The following is a 23474-nucleotide window of genomic DNA, read 5'->3' on the forward strand; positions in this document are numbered from 1 at the left end:
CGCTATGTTACATTGTTTAATTTATGCTTATCTGTTGGTGCAAAACTCACAATATTTAGATTCCCTCAATTTACAAACTTTCCATCTGCGCAATCGTCTTTAAGCATAGTTCCAGCTTTGCTTGGAGAAATTATCCCAAGGATCGGACTGTTAAACCCACCCACATTGAGAAGTCTGTTACCTTGAATGATGATTTCGACTCAAGGTTCACTATCCCAGTTGTATTTGAGTTCAAGCTGAACAACGCAATTGTTTCTTATCTCAAGGTTTTCTACGATAGGACAAACTGGTTTGAGCGGCTTAAGTATTTCTATGGAATGGATTGATGCTTATTGGTTCGTTTCGTTGAGGGCATCTTTGTAATCGTGTATGCAGGCTTGGCACAATTAAATCACTATGTTTTAATCAAGTAATTCTAAATAAAGAAGATTTAACGCATAGTCAATGTTGCTTTATCATAATAGGTATTCCTAATGGATTCTTTATAACCATTAAAGGTCCTGATAATGCTTTAGATATTTTAGCTATAAAGTGAAGAGGACAAAGCGCAGGGTCATACTCAATCGATACAGCGTATACCAAAAAACCAGATAACCGCCCCACTCTTACTTTATCGGCGAGTTATTTGATATCACAGTCAATGCTTATTCGGTCACAACCAAAGTGGTGTTCGAATGGAACATACATTATCAAAGACCAGCCATGGTCTTGTTTATTCTACCCTGTTTATTGGTTAGGCATCATGTGCATCTAACAATGGCAAACAGTTGATAAACAACATCTTAGTGTATCCCTTACAAGCCTCGCAGCTTTCAATCCGCACGGCAGCCTTATGATCGTCAAAGGACCTGATGGATATCTCGCGAGATTGTTCGCAGCAGGTACAGGTGAATCGCTTTTACCCATAAGGTATGCGAGTGGATTTTATTTGCACTGGCAACGATGATATTTACCTTAATTTAACCGCGAAAACGTGGATTGTTTACGCCATAAATACCCTGTAATTGATAGATAAACACGTCACCGGCTTGGGGTTCTTGGTTTAATTGTGATGCGTCAAGGGAGTGTTTGGCGCTAGTGATGATCAACAAATCGCGCTTTTCACCGCCAAAGGCGATGCTGGTTGGAAGGGTTACGGGTAACTTAAGGTTCAGATCGATTTCACCGTTGGGACGATAGCGCACCACTTGGCCACCGCCCCACTGGGCATTCCAGAGATAACCCGCCGCATCGACATCGGAACCATCAGGGAAAATATGATGGCTCGTGCTCGCAAAGAGGCGCTTACGACTCAATAACCCCTGCTCAATATCAAAATCATATTGATAGATTTGGTGTTTTGGCGAATCAGCATGGTAGAGCGTTCGTCCATCTACGCTCCAGCATAGGCCGTTGGAGATTTCGAGATGCGTTAGGCGTTGGTGGCAATCCCCATTCTCGTCAATGCAATACAGGGCTGCCGTTTGTTGCAAAGTATCGCGCCGCTCAACCATAGTGCCCGCCCAAAAACGCCCTTGCCTATCGATGCGACCATCATTAAAGCGATTGCCAGCAAAATGAGATTCTGGCTGCGCCAACCATGTCAGGCTTTGCTCTTCAATATCATAAGTTGCAATACCGATATCGAATGCGACGATAAGTGTTGTAGGCTTTGCCGTAAGGCCAAAGGAGCCGACGCGGTGCGGCATGGGGAAAGTATCTAAGGAGCGGTTGTCGAGATGAAAACGATAAATCACAGAGGATAAAATGTCTGTCCACCAAATGGATTGGTGTAAATCATCCCATAGCACACCTTCACCAAGGCGGTTGCCCACAGGGATTGTCATCAACAGCTCGCCAACCGTGACCGTTTGCATGAATTACTCAAGACGTCCTTTTATCCAGAATGGCCTTATTCTTAAACAAGGCGTTGGTAGACGCAAGGGCAAAAGGAAAAGATAAATGTTTCTTTCTATTTAACTTTTATTTTGTAGTGCAGATTTGTTGAGGACAACCAGTGTAATGCCACCGAGGATGGCACAGGAGGCTAGCACTAATCGGAGGCTTAGGGATTCACCCAGCAATAGCACTCCGCCAACGGCGGCAATTAACGGCACACTCAATTGTACTGTGGCGGCGTAGGTGGATGACAATAAAGGTAAAATGGAATACCAAATCGCATAACCTACGCCCGAAGCGATGGCGCCCGAGGCTAACGCATAGATAATTCCCATCTGACTTACCGCTATGGGATCTCGAACTAATAGCAGTAATAACAGTGCCATCGGCACAGTGCGGATAAAGTTGCCCGCACTGACTGGAATGGGATGCTGGGCCCCTTTGCCTTGAATCGAATAAATCCCCCAAGCGACTCCAGCGCTTATCATCAGCAATGAGCTCAAAAGCGGCGGCGCCGACAGCCCGGGTAACAACAGAAAAATCAAGCCCGCACCGGCGCAGACAAACCCAAACCATTGTCTGGTATTAAAGGTTTCTTTTCGGTACAGCCCATAGCCAATCATGTTGGCTTGTACGGCGCCAAAGAGTAGCAGTGCCCCCATTGAGGCCGTCATATTGATATAGGCGTAGGAAAACCCCGCTGCGTAAACAAACAATGCCAAGGCTGAGCCCCAATGGCCCTTTGCCTTCGGTGCAGGTTTGTTTAGGCTTAATAGCCAGAGCATGATGGCCCCAGACAACAAGCGGATCAGAGTAAAGCTGCCAGCATCGATACTGCCATCCTTGAGCGCGAGCCGACAAAGTATCGAGTTACAGGCAAAGGCCAACATGGTAAGCGTCGTTAGCGTAAATAGGCGAAAAACAGTCATCAAATTCCTTAGTCACGGATAACCAAACTCAATTGCCATGTTGCAGACAATAAAAAAGCACCCGAATGAGTGCTTTTAGTATAGACAGCTAATGCCGATTATTGATTAGATTCGCCAAATAAATCAGCTACATCTTGTTCAGTAATCGCTTCGTCATAGAACTTGATTTCATCAATTGCCCCTTTGAAAGGCACATCCCAGAAGTTAACCCCTACTGCAAACTTAGTGGTCGGTACTGAGAAGATGTTCGGGAAGTTCGCGCCGGTAAACTTCAATTCACCATTGATATAGACCTTCACATCGCCGCCATTCACAGTGTACGCTAGGTGCGTCCATTGGGATTTTGGCATCACAAAACCGGTTCTACCGTCGTACCATGCTGTGCCTGACCATAACACCATGCGCTCATAATCATTTTGACCGCCTGGTAAGACGCTGGTCCAGCTAGAATCGGTCGCATAACCAAACAAGGCTGTAGTGTACTTATTCAGCTGCTCAGGGTTGAGCCACATTGACACTGAATAGGTGTAGTCTTTGATAAGGTTATTCGGCAATACAATACCAGAGGCACCATCAAAGACCGCCGCCTTGCCTACCGCGCCATCCACATAGCTGATTTTACCGCCTTCAACGTCAATCAGGTTACCCACTACAGTGCCCGCGCCGAAGTTAGCGGTACTGTCGTTAAGATTGTCTTCAAAGCTATAGACTGCGACCGGTGTTGGCGGCGCCTTAGACTTAACGGTGGCGGTGAAGACTTTCGTCTGTGTCGCTTGACCGAGTTTTAAGGTCGCCGTTAGGGTCACCACCTTATCGGTTTCCTCACGGCCTGGCTGATTGACCGTGCCGCGGGTATCGATAATGGTTGGATCGGAAGAGACCCAAGTAATTGCCGAAGCATAAGGACCCGTTACTGGCAGTTCGATGTTTTCACGTACCGCAGATAAGTCGCCTAGCTCCAGAATGGCCGTTGCTGAGGACAAGAGTTCACTGTCGGCTAACTTGTCGATATCGAGGGCTTTGACTTCTTCAGCTGTTAATGCTGCTTCATATACTTTCAGTTCATCGATAAGGCCGTTGTATGGCAGATCCCAGTAGTTAACACCAAGACCGAAAATACCCTGTGCACCCGTATAGTAGTTGGCAAGGTTACCGCTACTGAAGCGCTCAACCCCGTTGATAAAGACTTTAACTAGCCCTTTATTGACGGAGAACGCCAGATGCGACCAAGTGTTTTCAGCGATGCGCTCACCGGTGACACCATCAAACCAGGTCTCCAGCACTGAGCTGCCGCTGGTATCGATATTATGGCTCCAGAACATGGTATTACCGTCCCAGCCCTGTGGCAGCAAACTGATCCAAGTATTGGAGAACTTGCTACCATCTTCAGCGGTTTGCTCGTTAACTGCGCCGAAGAATGCCGTGGTAAATCCTGTGATAACCGCAGGACTTGCCCAGAAAGACACTGTGTACTCGTAGCTGGAGATAATGCCCGATGGCAGTAACACCCCGTGAGCACCATCTAGTGATAGGGCTTGCCCTTCAAAGCCTGTGGCGTAGCCAATGGCATCACCCGCTTTGAAGATCCTATCGCCAGTGGGTTGACCATCACCAAATAAGCCTAAAGAATCCTTGAGGTTATTCTCGAAGCTGTACAGGGCAATACGGTTATAGGTTTTACGGGCAAATACGGTGATTTGGAAGGTTTTAGTCACCTTCTTACCATTGACCATAATCGTCGCGGTTAAGGTCACGACCTTATCGCCCTCGCCCACGTTAGGTCGGATAATGGTGCCATCGGCACGGATCACTGACTCGTCGCTCGATTGCCACTCGATAGTTGCTCCACGGGTACCTTGTGTCGGTAAGGCGATCTTACCTTCGGTAGCTTCGGTCGGCAGGCTAATGCCGTTTGCCGATGCCTTTAAAATTTCCTCAGTGGTTTTATCGGTGAGCTTCACGCCCCAAATACTCACCCCATCATTAGAAATGGCGCTAAACGTCGGCATGAGTTTGTTTTGCTCAGGATCCCATTGCCAGGCGAGTACGCCTTCAAAAGTGCCTAAATTGTCAAGCATTAAGGTGATTTGGTTGTTATCGCCCTGTTGGTAAGTACCAGTCACATCGCCAGACACGCTGCCTTTATTGGTCCAAGTACGGGATAACTTAATGTGCAGGGAGGTGTGCGCCGCCGTATTGATATCTTTTGCGTGATTAATGAATTGATAATCACCAGTAACATCGATTTCATCGACAATGTTATCGCCGTTGATCGGTGCATAACGCTGTGGTGAGGCAACTAACCAACCATCGCTGTTGAGAAATAGCTCATGCACGCGCACGCTGTGACCTTCGCCAGTATCGGGGAAGCGCGTATGGAATACTAAGAAGTATTTGCCCGTTTGTGCATCATAAAAAACGGAGTTGTGGCCGGGTGACAGGTAACCGTGATCATGACCCACATCGCCCGGGTGGGCCACAAATTGGAAACCGCCCATCAGTTTGACGCCATAGTCGGCGATATTGCCTGCGGCTGTTGCGCCAATCATGTCCAGACCCGCAGCATCCACATAGGGACCGTTAGGATTTTTAGAGCGAGATATACGAATGTTGTAACCGTCTTTTTGGGCGAAGCCACCAAAGGAGGTAAACATATAATAGTATTCAGATTCTGGGCTGTAGATAACATAAGACCCTTCGATGGCACTGTAGTTACCACCCATGATCTTAGTGCCATAGCCCTGATCCGCTAACGGTTTACCCGTTGCAGGGTCTAACTGCATCACCCAGATCCCGCCTGAATAGGAACCATAGGTCATCCATAGACCGCCATCTTTATCGTAAAACACGGCGGGATCGATAGCGTTAGGGTCTACAAAACCGTTGTAGTTTTGACCATTGACGCCGGGGTTTTCGGCTCCAACCTGCCCAGACTTTAAGATCAAGCCTTGGTTAACATAGGGACCGAGAATATTGTCCGAGGTGGCCATCCCCAAATAGGAGCGCGATACGCAATCAATCTTATCGGGGCCGCCACAGAAGTCGTAATAGAAATGGTACTTACCGTCGGCAAGCTTTATCACATCCGGTGCCCACGAGCCAACAAAGCCGCCCGTCCACGCGATGCCTTCTGCAATTTCGGTCGCATAGGTGTTGAATAAGCTGCTAGAGGCGACACCATCCGAGGCAATTTGTGTCCAGTTCATTAAGTCGGTAGAACTGGCCACCGCGAGGTGGGAGCCGAAAACATAATAGGTACCGTCGGTATCTTTAATGATGGAAGGATCATGAACCACTGCATTTTTGTAGCTCACCTCACCTGCAATTGTCGGATCTGCCGATGTCACAGGGGCTGGAGGGGTAAAGGTATTTGTGTCGTTCGCACTGTAGCTGCTGTCGTCCCCACCACAGGAGGCTAGTGCCATGATCAAGCTTGCAGACACGAATGAGCGTTTAAGCACCATGAGCGTCGTTCCTTTTATTGTTGTGTTTGATAGTTAGGTTAGCGTGTATCAATGTATCAAATTTAAAAGTAATACAATACTACTGTAACACTAAAGTTACATTAGCATTATGGGGATAGAAGTAAATATCTTGTGACATAGAATTGTGAGATTTTGCAAAACATTTGACGTTAAGGTCAGCTTGCTGGGTTAATTTATCCTTTCACAATACAGTGCAATTTTGCTGTGACTCCTTAGGTTTTATTCATATAAGTTGTTTTGTTTCAAGTTGATAGTGGTATTTATCTATTCGTGCAGCATTTTTGAGAAATGTGATCTTGCTTTTCTATTGCGTCAAACAGTGAGTTGACATGCAAATAGTCATACAATATGATTTTAACACTTGTGATAAATTATTAACTTCGCTCGTCGAGGTGTCATCGCCCTCTCGCGACGAAAAGTACGTTACAAAATTCTAAATTTTCAGGGACACTGTGGGGATGTCCGTGACTCTGAAGTGGAATAAAAAAGACCGGGACGTCAGATGGTGTCTTAGGCTACCGGGTCAAATAATAAAACTACCGGAGATTAACTAGATGTTTAAACAGACTTATTTGGCAAGTGCTATTGTGCTTGCTCTTGCCAGTCAAGCGAGTTATGCGGCAGAAACTGAAGCGACACAGCAGCCTCAGGCTGAAGAAACGACTCAGTCCTCTTCTAGCAGCAAAGCACAAAATAGTAATGAAGAGATGGAGATCATTCAGGTTCAAGGGATCCGCGGTAGTTTAAATAAAGCGGTAGAACTTAAACGCCAAAATATTCAAGTTGTTGATGCCATCGTTGCCGAAGATATTGGCAAATTCCCAGATAATAACGTGGTTGAAGCCTTACAACGGGTGACGGGTGTTCAAGTGACCGACCGCGCGTCTGGTGAAGCGAATGTTGTCAGTATTCGTGGTTTAACGGATGTGACGACGACCGTGAACGGCCGCCAAATCTTCACTGCAACGGGCCGCTCAGTCGCTATCGCCGATATTCCCGCCGCGCTGCTCGGCAGTGTTGAAGTCTTTAAAACCCGTTCTTCTTCTCAAGTAGCCAGCGGTATCGCGGGTCAAATCGATATCCGCACCCATAAGCCTTTCGATTTTGAAGAAAGCAAAGTTTCAGTTGCCGCAAAGGGCATCTATTCCGATCAACCCGATACTATCGATCCTAACTTCAGCGCATTAGCGAGCAATCGCTGGGATACCAGTATCGGTGAAGTTGGCGCCTTAGTTAACGTGTCTTATATCCGCACTAACTATAAAGACGAAAGTGTATCTCCCGGCGCATCCTTCCCCTACTTTGTTGAAGATGGTTCACGCATTACCAGTGGTTGGAACGTTGGTTCTGCCCATGGTATCGATACCAGCGCTGGCGCCACTATTGATGGTAAAGAATATCTACTGGCCCGCGATGCGATGTTTGGTAACATTCTAGAGGGCGAGCGTGAACGCCCTGCGTTTAATATTTCATTGCAATGGGCGCCAAATGATAGCTCTGAATACACCTTCGAAGCCTTCTACAATGGCTATCGCAATGAAAGTTTTAACTCTATGTTGTTTAGTTTTGTTGATTCTCCCGCCAACTGGCAGCAAGTGATCCAAGATGGTATAGAAGTGTACGATGGCACCAACGTGGTGAAATCGCGCACCGCATACAATGCCTACAACTTCACCAGTGGCGATCACTCCAAAGCCAGCACCGATAGCTATGTATTCGCCTTAGGGGGTAAATGGGATATTACCGACGAGTTCCAATTAAAGTCGGAAGTCGTTTATCAGCAAAGTACCTATGAGAATGAATTTACTGCAATGCGCGGTGATACAACGGTTTATGGTGTGGCAATTGATGCTAATGCTGACGATGGTATCCCAAGCTGGAATTATTTAGATAATCCCGATACCGCACTCGATGAGTCAGACATGACTAACCCAGCACTGTGGCAAACTGCTGATTTCTTTGATAATGGCAGTAAAGACGAAGGTGATTCCTTGTCTTGGACAATGGACGGCAGTCTGTATGTTGATTACGCCATTTTCACTAAGTTGCAATTCGGGGCGCGTTATGAAAAACGTACTGCAACTAACTTTAGTCGTTCCGTCAGCAGCGCTAAGAAAATAGCTTATGCGGATTTAGACCCCTCAATGTATATGGTGACATCGGGCTTCTTTGAAGGCCGCGCGAATGTGCCTGACTCATGGGCGGTAATCAATGGTTATAACCTATACAAAAACCGCAGTGAGTTTGAAAAGCTTTGGGGCTTCGATGCCAGAAAGCTACAACTCATGAAAACCTTTGATATCTCTGAACAAGCTTGGGCTGGTTACTTGATGGCCGACTTTGATACAGAAGTCTTTGGTAAGCGTTTAGATGGTCAAATAGGTGTTCGCTACGAAGGCACGAAAGCGGATATGGATTTCTTTGACAATGATGCCAAAGACGCTAATGACAATGTCTATACCGCCATTAGCAGTGATACCACTGACAGCTCAAAATTGTTACCGAGTTTAGTGATGCGTTATTGGTTAACGGATGATTTTGTTGCGCGTTTCGCGTATACCGAAACCATTCGCCAACCAGCCTTCGCTGATCTGAACTCTTTTACTTATTACGTACCAGACTTATCTAAGACGAATTATGGTTCTGCCAGTGGTGGTAACCCTGATTTAGAGCCAGTGACCTCTAAAAACTATGACTTCACCCTCGAATACTATTTTGGGGATGGCAATTCGATATACGGTACTTACTTCCGCCGCGATATTGAAGGTCTGGTATATAATTCTCTATCGACCACGCTCTACGACTATGATGGCGATGGAGTAGATGAAACCTATATCCTAAGTCGTCCTGGTAACACTTCTAACGGTAAGTTAACGGGTTTTGAATTAGGTGCAGTGTACTTCCCCGAAGGATTACCTAGCCTGTTAGACGGTTTAGGCACCCAGTTAAGTGCGACTATGCTTGATTCGTCGCAGGATATTCCTGAATATAACACGGATACGGGTGAACGAATTGGTGTAACGACCCGTGATATGTTTGGGGTATCTGATGAATCTTATAGCGCCGTGTTGATTTATGATAAGGATTACTTCAGCGCGCGTATGTCATACACTTGGCGCAGTGAGTTCTTAAACTCCTATGATGCGCCTAACTTTGCCATGCCTCGAGGTATTTATCGCAAACCCGAGCAGTCACTGGACTTCCAGTTAAGCTATAACATCAGTGATGACTTAGTTGTTAGTTTCGATGCAACCAATCTACTGGATGATGTGTATCAGGAATACTACGAGGATTCGACCCTATTCAACCGTACGAACAATATCTTTACTCGTACCTTTGCTCTAGGTGTGCGTTACTCCTTCTAATTAAAGATTATTTAGATTTGAACCGAAAAAGCTAATCACAGGATTAGCTTTTTCTTTTTTTATCAAGCCAATATCAACATTTTTACGAGAATCATTCTATTTTGGAGCGGCCAAATTGCTTCTGTCTGGAGATAAGTTTTGGTAGTGTGACTGCTTCCTTAATACCTGTTCTTTATTAGACATCACTATGCAAACCTCTTGGTTCGACTTTCAGCTGATCCCTGTTGATATATTTGCGCTGTTAACCTTCGCCTCTGCTTTTACTGCTTTTTTTACCGCTTGTTTTGGGATTGGTGGTGGCGTAATGTTACTGGGAGTGATGGCGCAAATGCTGCCACCACAAGTGATTATTCCCCTCCACGGCGTTGTGCAACTCGGTTCTAACCTGGGACGAGCCCTATTGGGATGGCAGCACATTCAATGGCGAATTATTAAGATATTTTTACCGGGTGCGCTCGTTGGCGCTGCACTTGGGAGTTTAGTATTGGTGGCGCTCCCCCCAAGGGTGATGTATCTGACCATTGCCCTATTTATTTTGTATTCCTGTTGGGGTCCCAAAATACCTCGTGTAGTACTAGGTACTATGGGCATGCTAATTGCGGGTGGGATAACGACCTTTATCTCATTATTCGTTGGTGCAACAGGCCCTTTGGTTGCGGCGTTTATCAAGCAATTAAAGATAGATCGATTTCGTACCGTAGCCACCTTTGCGATGATTATGTCCTTACAACATGGGATCAAAGTTATCGTTTTTGAGGGGGTCGATATTCCCATCCTTCCATGGTGGCCTCTGTTTGTTTGTATGATCATCAGTGGCAGTATTGGAACATGGCTAGGCTTTAAGATGCTCACTCGGGTAACGGATAAACATTTCAACTTAGCCTTTGATTTGATACTCACGTTACTTGCGGTGCGGTTACTGTGGCAGGCCATCACGGGATAAAAAATCATGGGATAAAAGAGCCTGAATAAAAAAGAGCAGCAGCTGCATACACAACTACTGCTCTGGTGCCGAGCAATTTAGGCTCAACCAAGATGCCGTTAAGCGACCTCAACTTAAACGACATTACAAGCACGCGTTTAACCACTGCCGTGGTGATGCTCAGTTATTTAGAGGATGAATTATTTCACCTCTCTAAAATAGAACTGTTGTGAAATGGTGTTTTTCCACACGTCTTCCACTATGTTATCGCCATTGGCATAGGAGCCATTGGCCACTTTCATCGACGAACCACCCTTGCGAGACACTAGCCTTAATGAGCCATTAGGCATCAACTCGCTACGGAACTCGCTGTCGATTGCAGTACAAGCCCCTAGCTCCAGATTACCTTCGTTGGTCACAAGGCATTGTTGCGCCTTGTTGTTTGAACGTTGGATGGATTGTAGACGGTAAAATCCATCGGTTGTCGGCATGGCTTGCCACTGCTGACAGGCATCGCCGGTGTATTCAAACTGAGCCACATTGGCATTAGGTTTAAGCTGACATTGTTCGGCGCTGACCACTCGGCCGCTATGGGCGTTGACTATGGCAAATGTTGAGACTGGCTCAATCCGCCAATCGGTGCATTCACTGACACGGTTTTCCCCGGCAATCACCTCGGCGCCAGCCTTTTTACTGCAGTTTTTCACCTGCAGATTGCCGATGGAGCGATCGTTTGCGAAACGGAACCAGCCCTCGCGAGTCGAATCCACCGACCAACGCTGACAACGGGAGGCGACCCAAGGCGCAGTATTCAGTGCCGTTGAAGACTCATCTTGGCACTGAGCCTGAGTTAAAAAGGTTCCCTGACCCACATTAGCAAAGCGATACAGGCCATCGTTACTCGGATCAATTACCCATTGGCTGTTGTCATCCTCGCACTTACCGACACTGACCTGCCCCGTGGCATTGGTCACTAGGCATTGACCGACCTCACGGCTCACGATGCGGTATTTCACGCCTTCCACTTGGGTGGTTATCGGACCAAACTCGCCACTTGGGACTGGCAACTGCTTTTTATCCGCCATTGGTTCGCCAAATTTAGGCAAGCCTTCGTTATCCCAAGTAAAGGGTTGAGCACGTGCCGCACGGGTACCACTACAGCCGTCGGAGGCCGAGGAGTTGCCATGGTAAATGAGCCAATCTTCTTTCCCATCGGGAGACTTGAAGAAACCATGGTGGCCAGGGCCATAGACACCATTGGCCTTGCTAAAGAAAGGCTTGTCGTACTTAGTCCATGCGGCTGGATCCATAGGATCGTCACCGGTGAGTTCAACCACGGCCAAGGAATAATCCTCAGTGTTACAAAAGCTTGCCGAGTGAACTAAGAAGGTTCTGCCTTCATGCTGGATGATTTCAGGGCCTTCGTTGACGTTTAAGCCTGATTTTTCCCAGTCGTGAATGGGCGCTGTGATCACCTTATGTTCGCCCTCGACGGTCCAAGGGTTGCTCATCTTGGCAATCAAGTTGACTTGATCTTGGCCATGCCATTCGGACCAGAGGAAATATAACTGGCCTTTATACTCCAAATAGCTGCCGTCGATATTCCAGTGGTCGGGCATTGGCGTGCCCTTAAACTTGTATGGCCCCATAGGGTCACTGCCTTCACTCTCGAGGATATGGTTACGCTGGCCATCGAAGTTTTCTGCCACGCCCGAGGTGTAAATCACATACCAACGTAATCCCTGCGCAGTTTGCAGAGGGTGGAATTCGAACGCCCAAAAGTTACAGCAGTTGGATTTATCTGTGCCACTCCAAATATTGTGGGCTGGCGCATCGGCAAGCCCTGCAATGGTGGGCGATTTACGCATCACCAGCTCAGAGGTCCACGTGGTGGTGGTGAGATAATAGTTACCATTGTGGTATTCGAGCCAAGGATCGGCTCCATTTCGAAATAACGGATTGGCAAAGGTCGCTGCGGTAATGCGGTTTTCATCCGCGCCCTTCGCACTCTCTGCGGCATATAGGTTACCTGCCCCCAAGCAGGTCGCACTAAGTCCCATGGCCAGCGCAAGCGTAGCCATTCGTTTGTTGATTGTGTGAGTCATTATTGTTTTGTTCCTTCGGGTGCAACTAATACGCTCTGGTATTGATTGAGCGCCTTAGGATCGACCTCTGGCCAACCTTGGCGCCAGCTAAGTTCCGCCATCTTGAGTTTTTGTAAGCCATTATCGGCGGATTCGTAGGCATGAAAGACTAAGTAATCTTTGCCATCGAAGGCATAAACACTGTTATGGCCCAATCCAGGCCAAGCCTTAGTGCCATGCAGTAAAACTGTTCCGCCGCCTTGCGCCATGTCTTTGCCCGCTTTATCGAGGTAAGGCCCTGTCACCGTTTTGGCGCGGCCCACGGCTAAGTGGTAAGTGCTGTCATCTCCACGACAGCAAAGGCCGTAGGAGACAAAAAGATAGTAATAGTCATCTTTTTTATAGATAAAAGGCGCTTCGATTTCAGCAGGACCTGGCTCGGTTTCACCAAGCAGTGCGGGGCGTTCTAACTTGGCGAGCGTGTGCCACTCCTCAGGTTTGGCGATGGAGATAAAGTCTAGATTGAGCTTGACCAGTTTTAACCCTTGCCAGAAGGAGCCAAAACTCATCCAAGGCGTACCCTGCTCATCGACAATAATATTGGGATCAATCGCGTTCCATGGATCGCGATTTGGCACAGATTGAACAACGATTCCCTTATCTGTCCACTGATAGTCCTTTGAGTTTTTGTCGAGGGTTTTATTGACTGTCACGCCAATGGCCGAGGTGTTTTTACCAAAGGCTGATACTGAGTAATACAGATAGAACAAGCCATTATGCTCAATGATATCCGGCGCCCATAAATGGCCGTTAAACTCCGGCGCAACATCCTTTGCCCAGCTAGGCTCGGTTTCAAATACCCGCCCAGCCAATGCCCAATGGATCTTATCCTTTGAGGAATAATAGGTAATACCGGGACCTGTGCTGAAGAGATAATACTGTCCGGCCTCTTTTGCCATCACAGGATCGTGAATACTCACCTGTTTGGCACTTACTTGGCCTAGGGTGCCCAATACGCCTAGCAGCGCACAATTGAGCATCTTAAGGTGACGTTTTAGGGCTGTTTTCGGTGTGACTTTCATAGCTGGCATCAATTCTCCTTATGAACCCCATTCATATAATAAAATAGATATTATGCTATTGTATGATGAATTAAGTTGTCATACTATCAGGACAAGGAAGTAACAATCAAATGCAAAAAAATTAACAGGAGAAAAATGTGTTAACATTGCGGAGGCGTTAAATCGCAAAATAACACAATAACTCACTGTTTATAATAAATATAATAAGGATTTCTGATGAGTTCTCATAAATTGTCAGTCATTGAAAAGATCGGTTACGGCTCCGGGGACATGGCCGTTAACGTGGTGATTTCGTCAATGATGTTAATTATTACCTTCTTTTATACCGATATTTTTGGGTTAAAACCCGCCGATGTCGGGATATTGTTCCTGCTGGTTCGTCTTATCGATGCCATTACCGATCCTTTAATGGGCATTATTAACGATAAAGTGACGACCCGCTGGGGAAGATATCGCCCCTACTTCCTGTTTATGGCGATTCCCTTTGGTATTTCGGTGTTCTTAACCTTCTCAACCCCGGATTGGGATTACAATGCCAAACTTATCTGGGCCTACTCGACCTATATTCTTGTCACTATCATCTTTACCACTGTGACTATTCCATATATTTCGATTATCAGCGTGATCACCGACGATCCAAAAGAGCGGTTATCCGCCAACGGTTATCGTTTGTTCTTCGCAAAGATTGCCGCCTTTTTAGTGACCATTATCGTGCCTATGTTGGCGTCTGCCTGGGGCGGTGAGAACATTGCTGCGGGCTATCAAAAAGCCATGGGTGTAATGGCGTTGATGGCGACCCTACTGTTTTTGTTCTGCTTTTTCACTACCACAGAGCGCGTGGCCTACAAGGTAGAAACTAAGCCTGTTGGCATGCAACTGCGATTATTGTTTAAAAACGATCAATGGTTAGTCTTAGTCGCGATTTGTGTGATTGGCACCATTGGCTATGTGATCCGCGGCTCGGTAGCAGCCTACTACGCCACCTATTACTTGGGCGGCGATGCCAAAATGCTCTCGGCATTCCTGTCGACCGGTGTGGGGGCTGCGATTCTGGCCATGGTCGCTTCAACTTGGATCACTAAGCGTTACTGCAAATTGAAACTCTTCCGCTATAGCCAAATCGTAGTTGGGATCTTAAGCGTCATCATGTTCTTTGCTGTGCAACCGGGTGACATAGTACTGGCCTTTGTATTCTACTTTGCGATTTCATTCGTGGTGGATTTACATGCGCCTGTCTTCTGGTCGGTGATTTCCGAGTCGGTAGATTACGGCACAGTTAAAACGGGCCACAGGGTTTCTGGCCTTGCCTTTGGCGGGATCTCATTCGCCCAAAAAGCGGGCATGGGCGCGGCGGGATTTGTGGTGGGTATGTTGCTGACCTACTTCAACTATCAACCCGGTGAAACACAAAGCGAGTTTGCGTTGACCGGTATTTCGTTAATGCTGACGGTGATCCCTGGCGCATTCCATGCGCTGATGGGTTTACTGATGTTCAAATATAAGATTTCTGACCGCGTTTATGAAGAAATCAAACAGGCTTTGCCAGAGCAGGCGCACTTTAGCCAAGTTAAAGCCAGCCATGAAGTCAATACTAAGGCTGTGACGCGCCAAATCTCGGCGTAACCCATTTAGCACAAGTATGACAAAGCTCCCATTCGGGGGCTTTTTATCACCCTAAAGCTGACGCTAACCCCAAATCCGAATTAAGGGAGCCAGGATGAAATTTCCCGATTATTTGGCCGATATGGACTTAGGGTAAAAACGCTGACCTCGGGCAAGGGAAAATGCATATCTTTTCCTTATTTCTTTATCCCCTTTCCCATCGATTCAGCTCTTGGCATTGCTGGATCTTTGCTGGTGGCCCTATGCCAATATCGAGTTCGATGAGATCAGTTGCAGACTAAATAAGACAGTTGAGTTGAAAATTTTTGCGTGCAAAAACTATCGCCACTGCTGATAAAACTGTGCAACTTTATCTTCATCGTTACAACTTCGAACAAAATAATCGATATCAGCATCGCTTTGGTCGCCAAACCAGACGGAGAACAATATGGCCTGCGGGTTTAGCGGGCGCATGGCTTTAACCTCATTGAGCGCCCTGACTAATATGGCGTACAAGGCCTGAGGTAAGCATCAAATGCCTCTTCGGACTCAAGCGCTTCAGCGTCCTCATGCAGCAATTGCAGTTTGTCGTTAACTGCCTCAAAAATATCTTCATTTTCATCGTGATGTGGAGAGTCACAGGCCGACCAGCGCAGTGTTTGCTTAAGCTGTGCGAGGGATTTATGCCGAAAACGATGATCGTTTTGATATTGCTCTGCGACGGCCGTTAGGCCTTCCTCGGTGAAAAGGGTGACGCCTAAATATTCCACTAAGGGCGTGCTGTATAGGCAAAAACCGTAGAGGGTTTGCGCCGGATATTCTGACAGCCACCAATCGTAATATTTCGCAAGTGCCTGAGTGATTTCCTGAGCAAACTCATCCATTCTTGCTTCAATATTTGCACTAAGCTTGTCCTTGTTTGTCGCCATATCCCTTCTCCTCGAACTTGGCAAAATCATCATCACTGATATTCACTACCACACGCAGGCAGTACTTCTGCTCTCCATGTGAATGCTCGGGCGGCAATATAACATCAATAGGTTCAAGGGTTGAATCGGTTAAGTGATTGAAATTGCGACCGGAATAGCTTGTTGTGCGTGCTAGCCTAAAAATCGCGATTCACCTAACAATAGTGCATAAGTCAGGCATGAAAAGCGGGGCTGCTGAAGCATGCCCCGCGGTTATTGAATCATTTGTGGCGGCAAATCAATTAGTAGAGGTTGAACAAGGGGCGCCCGCTCTCATCAAATGACACCGCTAACGTCCGCGCATGGCGATTGGGATCATAGAGTGGATCTTTAATGATTTGCGCTAATGGACGGGTATCTGTCTTTGGCACCACGCTAGGATCGCCCACTGCATGTTCATAATCACGGGCATGGTAAACACAGATGGGCGTCACGCCATCTTCAGCCACGGTGAAACTGTTATGGCCTGGACCATAGATTTGCTTGTCGACATCAGTGCACAGCACTGGCTGGCGGGTTTTCTTCCATGAGTTACGATCGAGCAAATCAGCATGCTCATCGGCCTCCATATAACCCATGCAATAACAAGCACCTGTCGCGCTTGCCGAGAAAGTAATGAAGATTTTTCCCTGATGTTTAAGTACTGCAGGCCCTTCGTTAACCCAAAAATCGACTCGCTCCCAATCGTAATCTGGGGTGGTGAGCATAAATTGCGCCGTCTTTAACTTGATGGGCGATGCCATTTCCGCTAGGTACAGGTTGGATGCCGCAAATTGTCCGCCGGTTTTCTCCGCCCAGCAGAAGTAACGCTTACCGTTGTTTTCGAAAATGGTCGCATCTAAGGAAAAGTCGATAAATGACTTATTATCACCCTCGGCCGCCTGCATCATGCCAAGTTCAATCCATTCATCATTCAAGGGATCTTGTCCAAGACACTCAAGCACATAGGGGCGCAAGGCCCAAATATTTTCCTCTTCGCTGGCCGCAAAGTAGATGTACCATTTGCCGTCGAGATAATGGATCTCGGGCGCCCATACATGGCGGCTCATCGGGCCGCTTTGGTGTTTGAACCAGATATCGAAGGTTTGGGCGTCTTTTAAGCCGTCTAAGGTCTTTGATTTACGCAGTTCAATCCGATCGTAGGTCGGAACAGAGCCCGTAAAGTAGTAATAACCGTCGCTATGTAGGTACACAAAGGGATCGGCGCGCTGCTCGACTAGGGGGCTGTTTGTTGCTCTTATCATGGAAAACCTGTCTATTTCGATTACTTAAGTGTGCTGTTCGTGTCTGTTAAATGCATTTCGCTTATTCGCGGGATTGCGTGTCTTGCTGATGCAGGGTTTGGCTATCGCTGTGCTGATTATCAAATACTGGGAAACCGTCCGCCGACCAGCGAATGGCACGGTAGTAAGTGTGTCTATTACCGTCGGTCAATGGTGTCCCCTGCAGCTCAAGGTAATTTCGTGCATGGTAAAACATCAGCTCTGTTTTACCATCCTCTGCGAGCACAAAACTATTATGGCCAGGACCAAAACGATTCAAACTAGGCTCAGTGGTAAAGACTGGGCTTGGCGATTTATGCCAACTCTTGGGATCGAGTAAATCGGCATTTTCATCGGCCCATAATAGCCCCATGGCATAACGGTCGTCAGTGGCACTGGCGGAATAGGTCACGAAGACTTTACCGTTTTTAACCAACACAGCAGCGCCTTCGTTGACTTTAAAGCCTAAACGCTCCCAATCCAATAAGGGCTCACTGATAATGGTTTCGTTATCAGAGAGTTGAGTTGGCGATAGCATTTTGGCAATCACTAAGCCAGTGTTGTAACGCTTGGCTTTGTCCTGCTGCGCCCAAATAAAATAACGCTCGCCCTTCAGGCTAAAGCTGGTCGCATCGAGGGAGAAGGCATCCTGCGCTGATTGCAACTTGCCAAGCTCTTGCCATTGGCCCGTCATCGGAGAGTCGCCCTCAAGTCCTAAGACAAACATGCGGTTATGAAAACGCACATCCTTATTGCTGGCCGCAAAATAGATATACCAGTGACCATCAATTTTGTGCAGCTCAGGCGCCCAAATATCGATACTCATGGGGCCGGTTTCATGCTTGCGCCACAGGGTTTTGGGTGTTGCTCGCTGCAAATCGTCGATGGTTTTGGCGTGGCGAAGTTCGATGCGGTCAAACTCAGGCACCGAGGCAATAAAGTAGTAACTGCCGTCATCATCGCGGATCACCCAAGGATCCGCCCTTCTCTCGATAAAGGGCGCATTCGCATCGAGGGTTTGCGCCGTGGCGCTGTGGGATTGTGCGCGGCTAATATCAAGCACAGGCACAGCTTGCGCTAATGGCAGCGCCAATGCGGCGAGTAAGCCACAGGTCAAAGGCAAGCGTCGAAAGACCGACAGGTTAGGTTGACGATTATCCATGTTGTGTTTTGCGTCCATTCAAGAGTTTCTGTAACAGGATGAAGAAGAACAGTAACAGGCCAATGACTATCTTGGTCCACCAACTGCTTAAGCTGCCATCGAAGGTAATATAGGTTTGAATCACCCCCATCAAAATCACCCCAAGCACAGTGCCGAGCACAAAGCCACTGCCGCCAGTTAACAGGGTGCCGCCAATGACCACGGCCGCAATGGCATCCAGTTCGACGCCAATGGCGCCAAGCGCATAGCCAGAGAAGGTGTAAAAGGTAAACACAATGCCCGCCAGCGTCGCCAGAAAACTACTGATGGCGTAAATACTGATAGTGGTTTTAGCGATGGAAATCCCCATTAGCTCGGCGGAATGTTGATTGCCACCAATGGCATATACATTCGTACCAAAACGGGTGTAATGCATAACCACGGCGATAATCACAAAGAACAGGATAAAGATCAGCGAGCTTAAATCGAGCGCGCCATTGCCTGGTAGTGCAATGCTCATCTCGGCCACCGCATCGTAAAATGGATGGTCAATGGCAATCGACTCTTCGCTGAGCGTCGTCGCTAAGCCCCGCGCTAAGAACATGCCCGCAAGCGTCACAATAAATGGCTGCAACTTATACACATGGATAATAGTGCCCATGAGTGCGCCAAACAGAGTGCCTAGGGGCAGAATAACCGCAAAGGCCAACAATGGATGCCACTGGTACTCGGTGATCAATAAACTGGTGACGACCCCACTTAAGGCGATGACGGCGCCAACCGAAAGATCGATCCCGCCAGAGATAATCACTAAGGTCATGCCTAATGCGGTGATCAATAGGAATGCATTGTCACGCAACAGGTTGGTGACTACTCGGCCACTGGCAAAACCGTCAAACTGAAAGGTGCCAACCAGAAACATGGTCAGCAGCAATGAGGCGGTGATCCACAGCGGGATAAAACGTCTTGCTATCATGGTTTTTCTCCTGTTGCTGTACTGGCTTTTGCACTTGTGCCCTTTTCTGCTGGTTTGTCATCAGTTTGGCGCTTGGATGTGAACAGCGCCGACAATTGGCGCCTAAATTTAGCCGATTGCAACAGCAGCACGGTCAGGATAACGATGGCCTTGATCAGCAAGTTAAACTTAGCGGGTAAACCGCTGACGATAATGGTGGTCGCTAAGGTCTGGATGATCAGCGCGCCGACGACAGACAAAATTAACGAGAAACGCCCGCCCGTAAGCGCAGCGCCGCCAATCACGACGGCGAGCACCGCATCGAGCTCAAGCCAAAGCCCGGCGTTATTCGCATCTGAGCCTTGGATATCGGCGGTGCTGATCATGCCGGCCAACGCCGCGCACAGACCCGCAATGCCATAGGCAAACAGTTTGATGGATTTATCGTTGATCCCAAGGTAACGACTCGCCTTGGCATTACAGCCAACCGCTTCGATAAAAAGCCCTAAAGCGGTTTTACGCAGCAGTAATTGGCTGAAGGTTAGCATCCCAATCACAATCCACACTGGCATCGGCAGGCCTAAAAACTGGCCCACGCCAATGGCGGCAAAGCCTGGGTGCTGGAAGGTGATAATTTGCCCTTGGTTGATAAGCTGAGCGACACCGCGCCCCGCCACCATGAGCAGCAAGGTCGCGACAATCGGTTGAATACCTAAGAAACTCACCAGACCGCCATTAATACAGCCAGCTAAGAGCCCAACGATCAAGCCTGCTGCAATGACGGTGATTAAGCTGATATCCGGCACTAACAGTAGATTGGCGCAAACCGCGCCCGCAATCGCCATCACGGCACCAACCGACAGGTCGATTCCGCCAGTGGCAATCACGAGACTCATGCCAATGGAGAGCAGCGCCACGGGTGCACTGCGATTTAAAATATCAATCAAAGAGCCATAGAGTCTGTCGTCTTGATAGCTGATATTGAAGAAACTGCTGTCAATAAACAGATTGGCCAGTAACAGAATACTTAAGGCCAATAGTGGCCAGAGGTATCGACCAATGGAGGTCGACTTGCCCGCTTGGTAACGGGCGTTTTTTTCTTGAACCATGGTCTTGTGGCTTTCCTGCATCCGCGGTTGCCGCTCAGATGAATGCGCCTCAGATGCGTTTATCTGGGGTGAGAGCAAATCAGCGGACATGCGTGTGGATGATAGGGTTTCGGCTGAGCTTTTCATTTATCCCTCCGCAATCGCTTGCATTACGTGTTGCGAGGTTAATTCCGCTCCTGAAAGTTCACGTACTGCATATCTGTCGCGTAATACCACGACTTTATTTGAAAAGGCCACGAGCTCATCGAGCTCAGACGATGCAACCAGCAGCGACATGCCTTCATCACACAAAGTTCTGATAAGTTTGACGATTTCGGCGTGGGCGCCAATATCAATGCCGCGGGTCGGCTCATCTAACACAAGCAAAATGGGCTCGATGGCTAACCAACGCGCGAGGATCACCTTTTGTTGATTACCACCACTCAATTGCTCTATGGGTTTATCCGCATCTGGGGTTGCAATCTGTAATTTATCGATAAAGAACTGGGCAATCTCCTGCTGCCGAGTATTGGATAGATACCGCCACCACCCGATACGCGCCTGCAGCGCGAGTATGATGTTTTCACGAATCGATAAAGGGCCGATGATGCCGTCAATCTTGCGATCTTCCGGGCACAGGGCGATCCCGGCGCTGATTGCATCTACGGGTTGTGACAGATTCAATTTCTGCCCAGCTAAATGGATACTGCCGCTATCGACCAAGTCCAGCCCAAATACGGCGTTGCAGACTTCGCTGCGCCCAGAGCCTAACAGCCCCGCAAGTCCAACTGCCTGCCCCTTTGGCACGGTGAGATTCATCGATTGGATTGAACCTTTTACCGATACATCTTTGAGTGACAAGAGTACGGCCTCAGCGCGGGTGACGGTGCTCTCCTTTTCCTGTTTATCAACCAATTGCTCCTGCAGAGAACGCCCGAGCATGGCTTCAATCAACTTAGGTTGTGGCAGTTCTGCCGTCAGATATTCGCCGATAAACTGCCCGTTACGTAACACGGTAATGCGATCGCTTATCTGATAAACCTGATCGAGGAAGTGAGTGATAAAGACGATAGCCACGCCCTTGGCTTTGAGCTGGTTTAAGATCCCAAACAGTACTTGCACTTCTTTGGCATCTAAGCTCGCGGTAGGCTCATCGAGCACTAATACCTTGGCCGACATGGCTACGCCGCGGGCGATGGCGATCAGTTGCTGCACCGCGATGGAATAATCCGACAGCGGTGCGCTAACATCGATATCTAGCTTGAACTGGGTTAACACGGCCCGCGCGTCGGCATACATTTTTTTAAAATGGATCAGCCCAAGGCGTCGCGGCTCATAACCGAGGAACAGGTTTTGTGCCACGGTCAGGTTAGGCACTAAGTTCACCTCCTGATAAACCGTGCTGATCCCCGCTTTTTGCGCGTCCATTGGTGTGTTGAAGTGTTGCGGCTCGCCAAGAAAGAGGATGTCGCCCATGTCTTTCGACTGGGCGCCTGTCATCACTTTCACCAGGGTTGATTTACCCGCACCGTTTTCGCCCAATAGGGCGTGAACTTCCCCCGCAAATAACCGTAAGCTCACATCCTCAAGGGCTTTAACGCCCGGATAATGCTTACTGATCTGCTTGAGTTCTAAAATAAGGCTCATAGCGCTATTCCCCAAGAAAGCGTCAATGGGATTATTGCTGGCGGCGCTTTTCGTACTCTGCGGCAGCGGTTTCTTGGGTAAATACATCACCCGTGGTGCTAATAAGCTTGGCTTGATCCTTATTGCCCTTCAGGTACGCATCGATAGCATCGAACGCTGGGCCGCCTAAGTATGGGCTAAGCTCAACCGTGGCATTAACATCGCCATCGGCCATCGCCTTAAAGTAATCGGGAACACCGTCCACGGAGACAATCAGAATATCTTTGCCCGGTTTTAAACCCGCTTCTTTAATGGCTTGCACGGCGCCAAGGGCCATTTCATCGTTATGCGACCACACGGCGCACAGTGGCTGACCGTTTTGCGCCTTGAGGAAACCTTCCATCACTTCTTTACCCTTAGCGCGGGTAAATTCGCCAGTTTGGCTACGAACAATCTTGGCATTGGGATAATTGGCAATCACTTGGTTAAAACCGGCTGCGCGATCTATCGCTGCAGTTGCACCTACCGTGCCCTGCAACTCGGCGATATTGCAGTTGCCTTGGGTTTTATCCATTAGCCATTGGCCAATCTTGCGGCCTTCTTCGGTAAAGTCGGAGGCGATACGGGTAAGGAATAAGGAGTCATCATCGACCTTGATATTACGGTCGACAATCACCACAGGAATATGGGCACGTTTGGCTTCTTTGAGTACGGGTTTCCAGCCTGTTTCTACCACGGGCGCAATAATAATGGCATCCACGCCTTGGGCAATAAAGCTACGCACGGCTTTGATTTGGTTCTCTTGTTTTTGCTGAGCGTCGGCAAATTTCAAATCGATGCCACGCTGTTTAGCTTCGGCCTTGACCGCTTCACTAAAGCTGGTGCGCCAACCACTCTCGGAGCCAACCTGTGAAAAGCCCACCGTGGTGGCGTAGGCACAAGTTGCACTGACAGCCCATAATCCCAATGCGGTAATGATTTTATTATGTTTCATTATTATTCCCTTTATAATTTTAGGTAACAGAGATCCCCTAGCCTGCTGTTAACAGCAGGCTAACTCGTACAAATAAATGTTCTTTCGCCTTGA

Annotated in this window: 16 protein-coding genes and 1 pseudogene; 3 read left to right on the forward strand and 14 right to left on the reverse strand. The window is 48.0% G+C overall.

Annotation, left to right across the window (positions count from 1 at the left end):
* Positions 1 to 733 precede the first annotated feature (733 nt).
* From fdhE to ACK5NH_RS01835, 4 genes and pseudogenes are all read right to left on the reverse strand, one after another.
* A pseudogene (gene fdhE, locus ACK5NH_RS01820) lies at positions 734 to 883 on the reverse strand (formate dehydrogenase accessory protein FdhE); the annotation flags it as partial.
* Positions 884 to 959: 76 nt separating this feature from the next.
* Positions 960 to 1856: an SMP-30/gluconolactonase/LRE family protein gene (locus ACK5NH_RS01825; protein ID WP_416917551.1), complete on the reverse strand. Its 897-nt coding sequence runs from the start codon at positions 1854 to 1856 to the stop codon at positions 960 to 962.
* Positions 1857 to 1955: 99 nt separating this feature from the next.
* A complete protein-coding gene (locus ACK5NH_RS01830) occupies positions 1956 to 2807 on the reverse strand; it encodes a DMT family transporter (protein WP_416917552.1) in 852 nt (283 codons plus the stop codon).
* Positions 2808 to 2905: 98 nt separating this feature from the next.
* Positions 2906 to 6271: a LamG-like jellyroll fold domain-containing protein gene (locus ACK5NH_RS01835; RefSeq protein WP_416917553.1), complete on the reverse strand. Its 3366-nt coding sequence runs from the start codon at positions 6269 to 6271 to the stop codon at positions 2906 to 2908.
* 575 nt (positions 6272 to 6846) lie between these two features.
* Here ACK5NH_RS01835 and ACK5NH_RS01840 point away from each other — a divergent pair.
* Entirely contained in the window at positions 6847 to 9657 is a 2811-nt protein-coding gene (locus tag ACK5NH_RS01840; RefSeq protein ID WP_416917554.1) for a TonB-dependent receptor, read from the forward strand.
* A gap of 187 nt (positions 9658 to 9844) precedes the next feature.
* Positions 9845 to 10600, forward strand: a complete 756-nt coding sequence (locus ACK5NH_RS01845) for a sulfite exporter TauE/SafE family protein (protein ID WP_416917555.1) — start codon at positions 9845 to 9847, stop codon at positions 10598 to 10600.
* A gap of 179 nt (positions 10601 to 10779) precedes the next feature.
* Here ACK5NH_RS01845 and ACK5NH_RS01850 read toward each other — a convergent pair whose 3' ends face one another.
* Together ACK5NH_RS01850 and ACK5NH_RS01855 are read right to left on the reverse strand one after the other, a co-directional pair.
* Positions 10780 to 12684 carry a family 43 glycosylhydrolase gene (locus tag ACK5NH_RS01850; protein ID WP_416917556.1) on the reverse strand — a complete coding sequence of 635 codons (1905 nt, stop codon included), beginning with the start codon at positions 12682 to 12684 and terminating at the stop codon, positions 10780 to 10782.
* The gene (locus ACK5NH_RS01855; RefSeq protein ID WP_416917557.1) at positions 12684 to 13754 is read right to left on the reverse strand and encodes an arabinan endo-1,5-alpha-L-arabinosidase; all 1071 of its coding nucleotides are present in this window, start codon (positions 13752 to 13754) and stop codon (positions 12684 to 12686) included. The genes ACK5NH_RS01850 and ACK5NH_RS01855 overlap by 1 nt, the downstream gene beginning before the upstream one ends.
* 207 nt (positions 13755 to 13961) lie before the next feature.
* On the opposite strand from ACK5NH_RS01855, the gene ACK5NH_RS01860 reads away from it, so the two are divergent.
* Complete coding sequence (locus tag ACK5NH_RS01860) at positions 13962 to 15368, forward strand: MFS transporter (protein WP_416917558.1); 1407 nt, start codon at positions 13962 to 13964, stop codon at positions 15366 to 15368.
* Between the two features lie 318 nt (positions 15369 to 15686).
* On the opposite strand, the gene ACK5NH_RS01865 is transcribed toward ACK5NH_RS01860, so the two are convergent.
* The 8 genes from ACK5NH_RS01865 to ACK5NH_RS01900 all read right to left on the reverse strand — a co-directional run bounded on the left by ACK5NH_RS01865 (position 15687) and on the right by ACK5NH_RS01900 (position 23381).
* Positions 15687 to 15821, reverse strand: coding sequence for a hypothetical protein (locus ACK5NH_RS01865; protein WP_416917559.1), 135 nt, complete (start codon positions 15819 to 15821; stop codon positions 15687 to 15689).
* Between the two features lie 26 nt (positions 15822 to 15847).
* On the reverse strand, positions 15848 to 16276 hold the full coding sequence (locus tag ACK5NH_RS01870) for a DUF4303 domain-containing protein (RefSeq protein WP_416917560.1): 429 nt from the start codon (positions 16274 to 16276) through the stop codon (positions 15848 to 15850).
* Between the two features lie 281 nt (positions 16277 to 16557).
* The gene (locus tag ACK5NH_RS01875) at positions 16558 to 17559 is read right to left on the reverse strand and encodes a family 43 glycosylhydrolase (protein WP_416917561.1); all 1002 of its coding nucleotides are present in this window, start codon (positions 17557 to 17559) and stop codon (positions 16558 to 16560) included.
* A 61-nt stretch (positions 17560 to 17620) separates the two neighbouring features.
* A complete protein-coding gene (locus ACK5NH_RS01880; RefSeq protein ID WP_416917562.1) occupies positions 17621 to 18757 on the reverse strand; it encodes a family 43 glycosylhydrolase in 1137 nt (378 codons plus the stop codon).
* Complete coding sequence (yjfF, locus tag ACK5NH_RS01885) at positions 18732 to 19694, reverse strand: galactofuranose ABC transporter, permease protein YjfF (protein WP_011622755.1); 963 nt, start codon at positions 19692 to 19694, stop codon at positions 18732 to 18734. The genes ACK5NH_RS01880 and yjfF overlap by 26 nt, the downstream gene beginning before the upstream one ends.
* The gene (locus ACK5NH_RS01890) at positions 19691 to 20908 is read right to left on the reverse strand and encodes an ABC transporter permease (protein WP_416917563.1); all 1218 of its coding nucleotides are present in this window, start codon (positions 20906 to 20908) and stop codon (positions 19691 to 19693) included. The genes yjfF and ACK5NH_RS01890 overlap by 4 nt, the downstream gene beginning before the upstream one ends.
* Positions 20909 to 22408, reverse strand: a complete 1500-nt coding sequence (locus ACK5NH_RS01895; protein WP_416917564.1) for a sugar ABC transporter ATP-binding protein — start codon at positions 22406 to 22408, stop codon at positions 20909 to 20911.
* Positions 22409 to 22439: 31 nt separating this feature from the next.
* Complete coding sequence (locus ACK5NH_RS01900) at positions 22440 to 23381, reverse strand: ABC transporter substrate-binding protein (protein WP_416917565.1); 942 nt, start codon at positions 23379 to 23381, stop codon at positions 22440 to 22442.
* Positions 23382 to 23474: the final 93 nt, after the last annotated feature.

Source organism: Shewanella sp. (assembly GCF_047975355.1).
Taxonomy (GTDB): domain Bacteria; phylum Pseudomonadota; class Gammaproteobacteria; order Enterobacterales; family Shewanellaceae; genus Shewanella.

What these genes read in the sequence shown, in the direction of transcription:
- ACK5NH_RS01855 (WP_416917557.1), bottom strand. Translation starts at nt 13,754, where the DNA reads ATGCCAGCTATGAAAGTCACACCGAAAACAGCCCTAAAACGTCACCTT.
- ACK5NH_RS01890 (WP_416917563.1), bottom strand. Translation starts at nt 20,908, where the DNA reads ATGAAAAGCTCAGCCGAAACCCTATCATCCACACGCATGTCCGCTGAT.
- ACK5NH_RS01840 (WP_416917554.1), top strand. Translation starts at nt 6,847, where the DNA reads ATGTTTAAACAGACTTATTTGGCAAGTGCTATTGTGCTTGCTCTTGCC.
- ACK5NH_RS01895 (WP_416917564.1), bottom strand. Translation starts at nt 22,408, where the DNA reads ATGAGCCTTATTTTAGAACTCAAGCAGATCAGTAAGCATTATCCGGGC.
- ACK5NH_RS01850 (WP_416917556.1), bottom strand. Translation starts at nt 12,684, where the DNA reads ATGACTCACACAATCAACAAACGAATGGCTACGCTTGCGCTGGCCATG.
- yjfF (WP_011622755.1), bottom strand. Translation starts at nt 19,694, where the DNA reads ATGATAGCAAGACGTTTTATCCCGCTGTGGATCACCGCCTCATTGCTG.
- ACK5NH_RS01870 (WP_416917560.1), bottom strand. Translation starts at nt 16,276, where the DNA reads ATGGCGACAAACAAGGACAAGCTTAGTGCAAATATTGAAGCAAGAATG.
- ACK5NH_RS01825 (WP_416917551.1), bottom strand. Translation starts at nt 1,856, where the DNA reads ATGCAAACGGTCACGGTTGGCGAGCTGTTGATGACAATCCCTGTGGGC.
- ACK5NH_RS01880 (WP_416917562.1), bottom strand. Translation starts at nt 18,757, where the DNA reads ATGGACGCAAAACACAACATGGATAATCGTCAACCTAACCTGTCGGTC.
- ACK5NH_RS01845 (WP_416917555.1), top strand. Translation starts at nt 9,845, where the DNA reads ATGCAAACCTCTTGGTTCGACTTTCAGCTGATCCCTGTTGATATATTT.
- ACK5NH_RS01860 (WP_416917558.1), top strand. Translation starts at nt 13,962, where the DNA reads ATGAGTTCTCATAAATTGTCAGTCATTGAAAAGATCGGTTACGGCTCC.
- ACK5NH_RS01875 (WP_416917561.1), bottom strand. Translation starts at nt 17,559, where the DNA reads ATGATAAGAGCAACAAACAGCCCCCTAGTCGAGCAGCGCGCCGATCCC.
- ACK5NH_RS01865 (WP_416917559.1), bottom strand. Translation starts at nt 15,821, where the DNA reads ATGCGCCCGCTAAACCCGCAGGCCATATTGTTCTCCGTCTGGTTTGGC.
- ACK5NH_RS01835 (WP_416917553.1), bottom strand. Translation starts at nt 6,271, where the DNA reads ATGGTGCTTAAACGCTCATTCGTGTCTGCAAGCTTGATCATGGCACTA.
- ACK5NH_RS01830 (WP_416917552.1), bottom strand. Translation starts at nt 2,807, where the DNA reads ATGACTGTTTTTCGCCTATTTACGCTAACGACGCTTACCATGTTGGCC.
- ACK5NH_RS01900 (WP_416917565.1), bottom strand. Translation starts at nt 23,381, where the DNA reads ATGAAACATAATAAAATCATTACCGCATTGGGATTATGGGCTGTCAGT.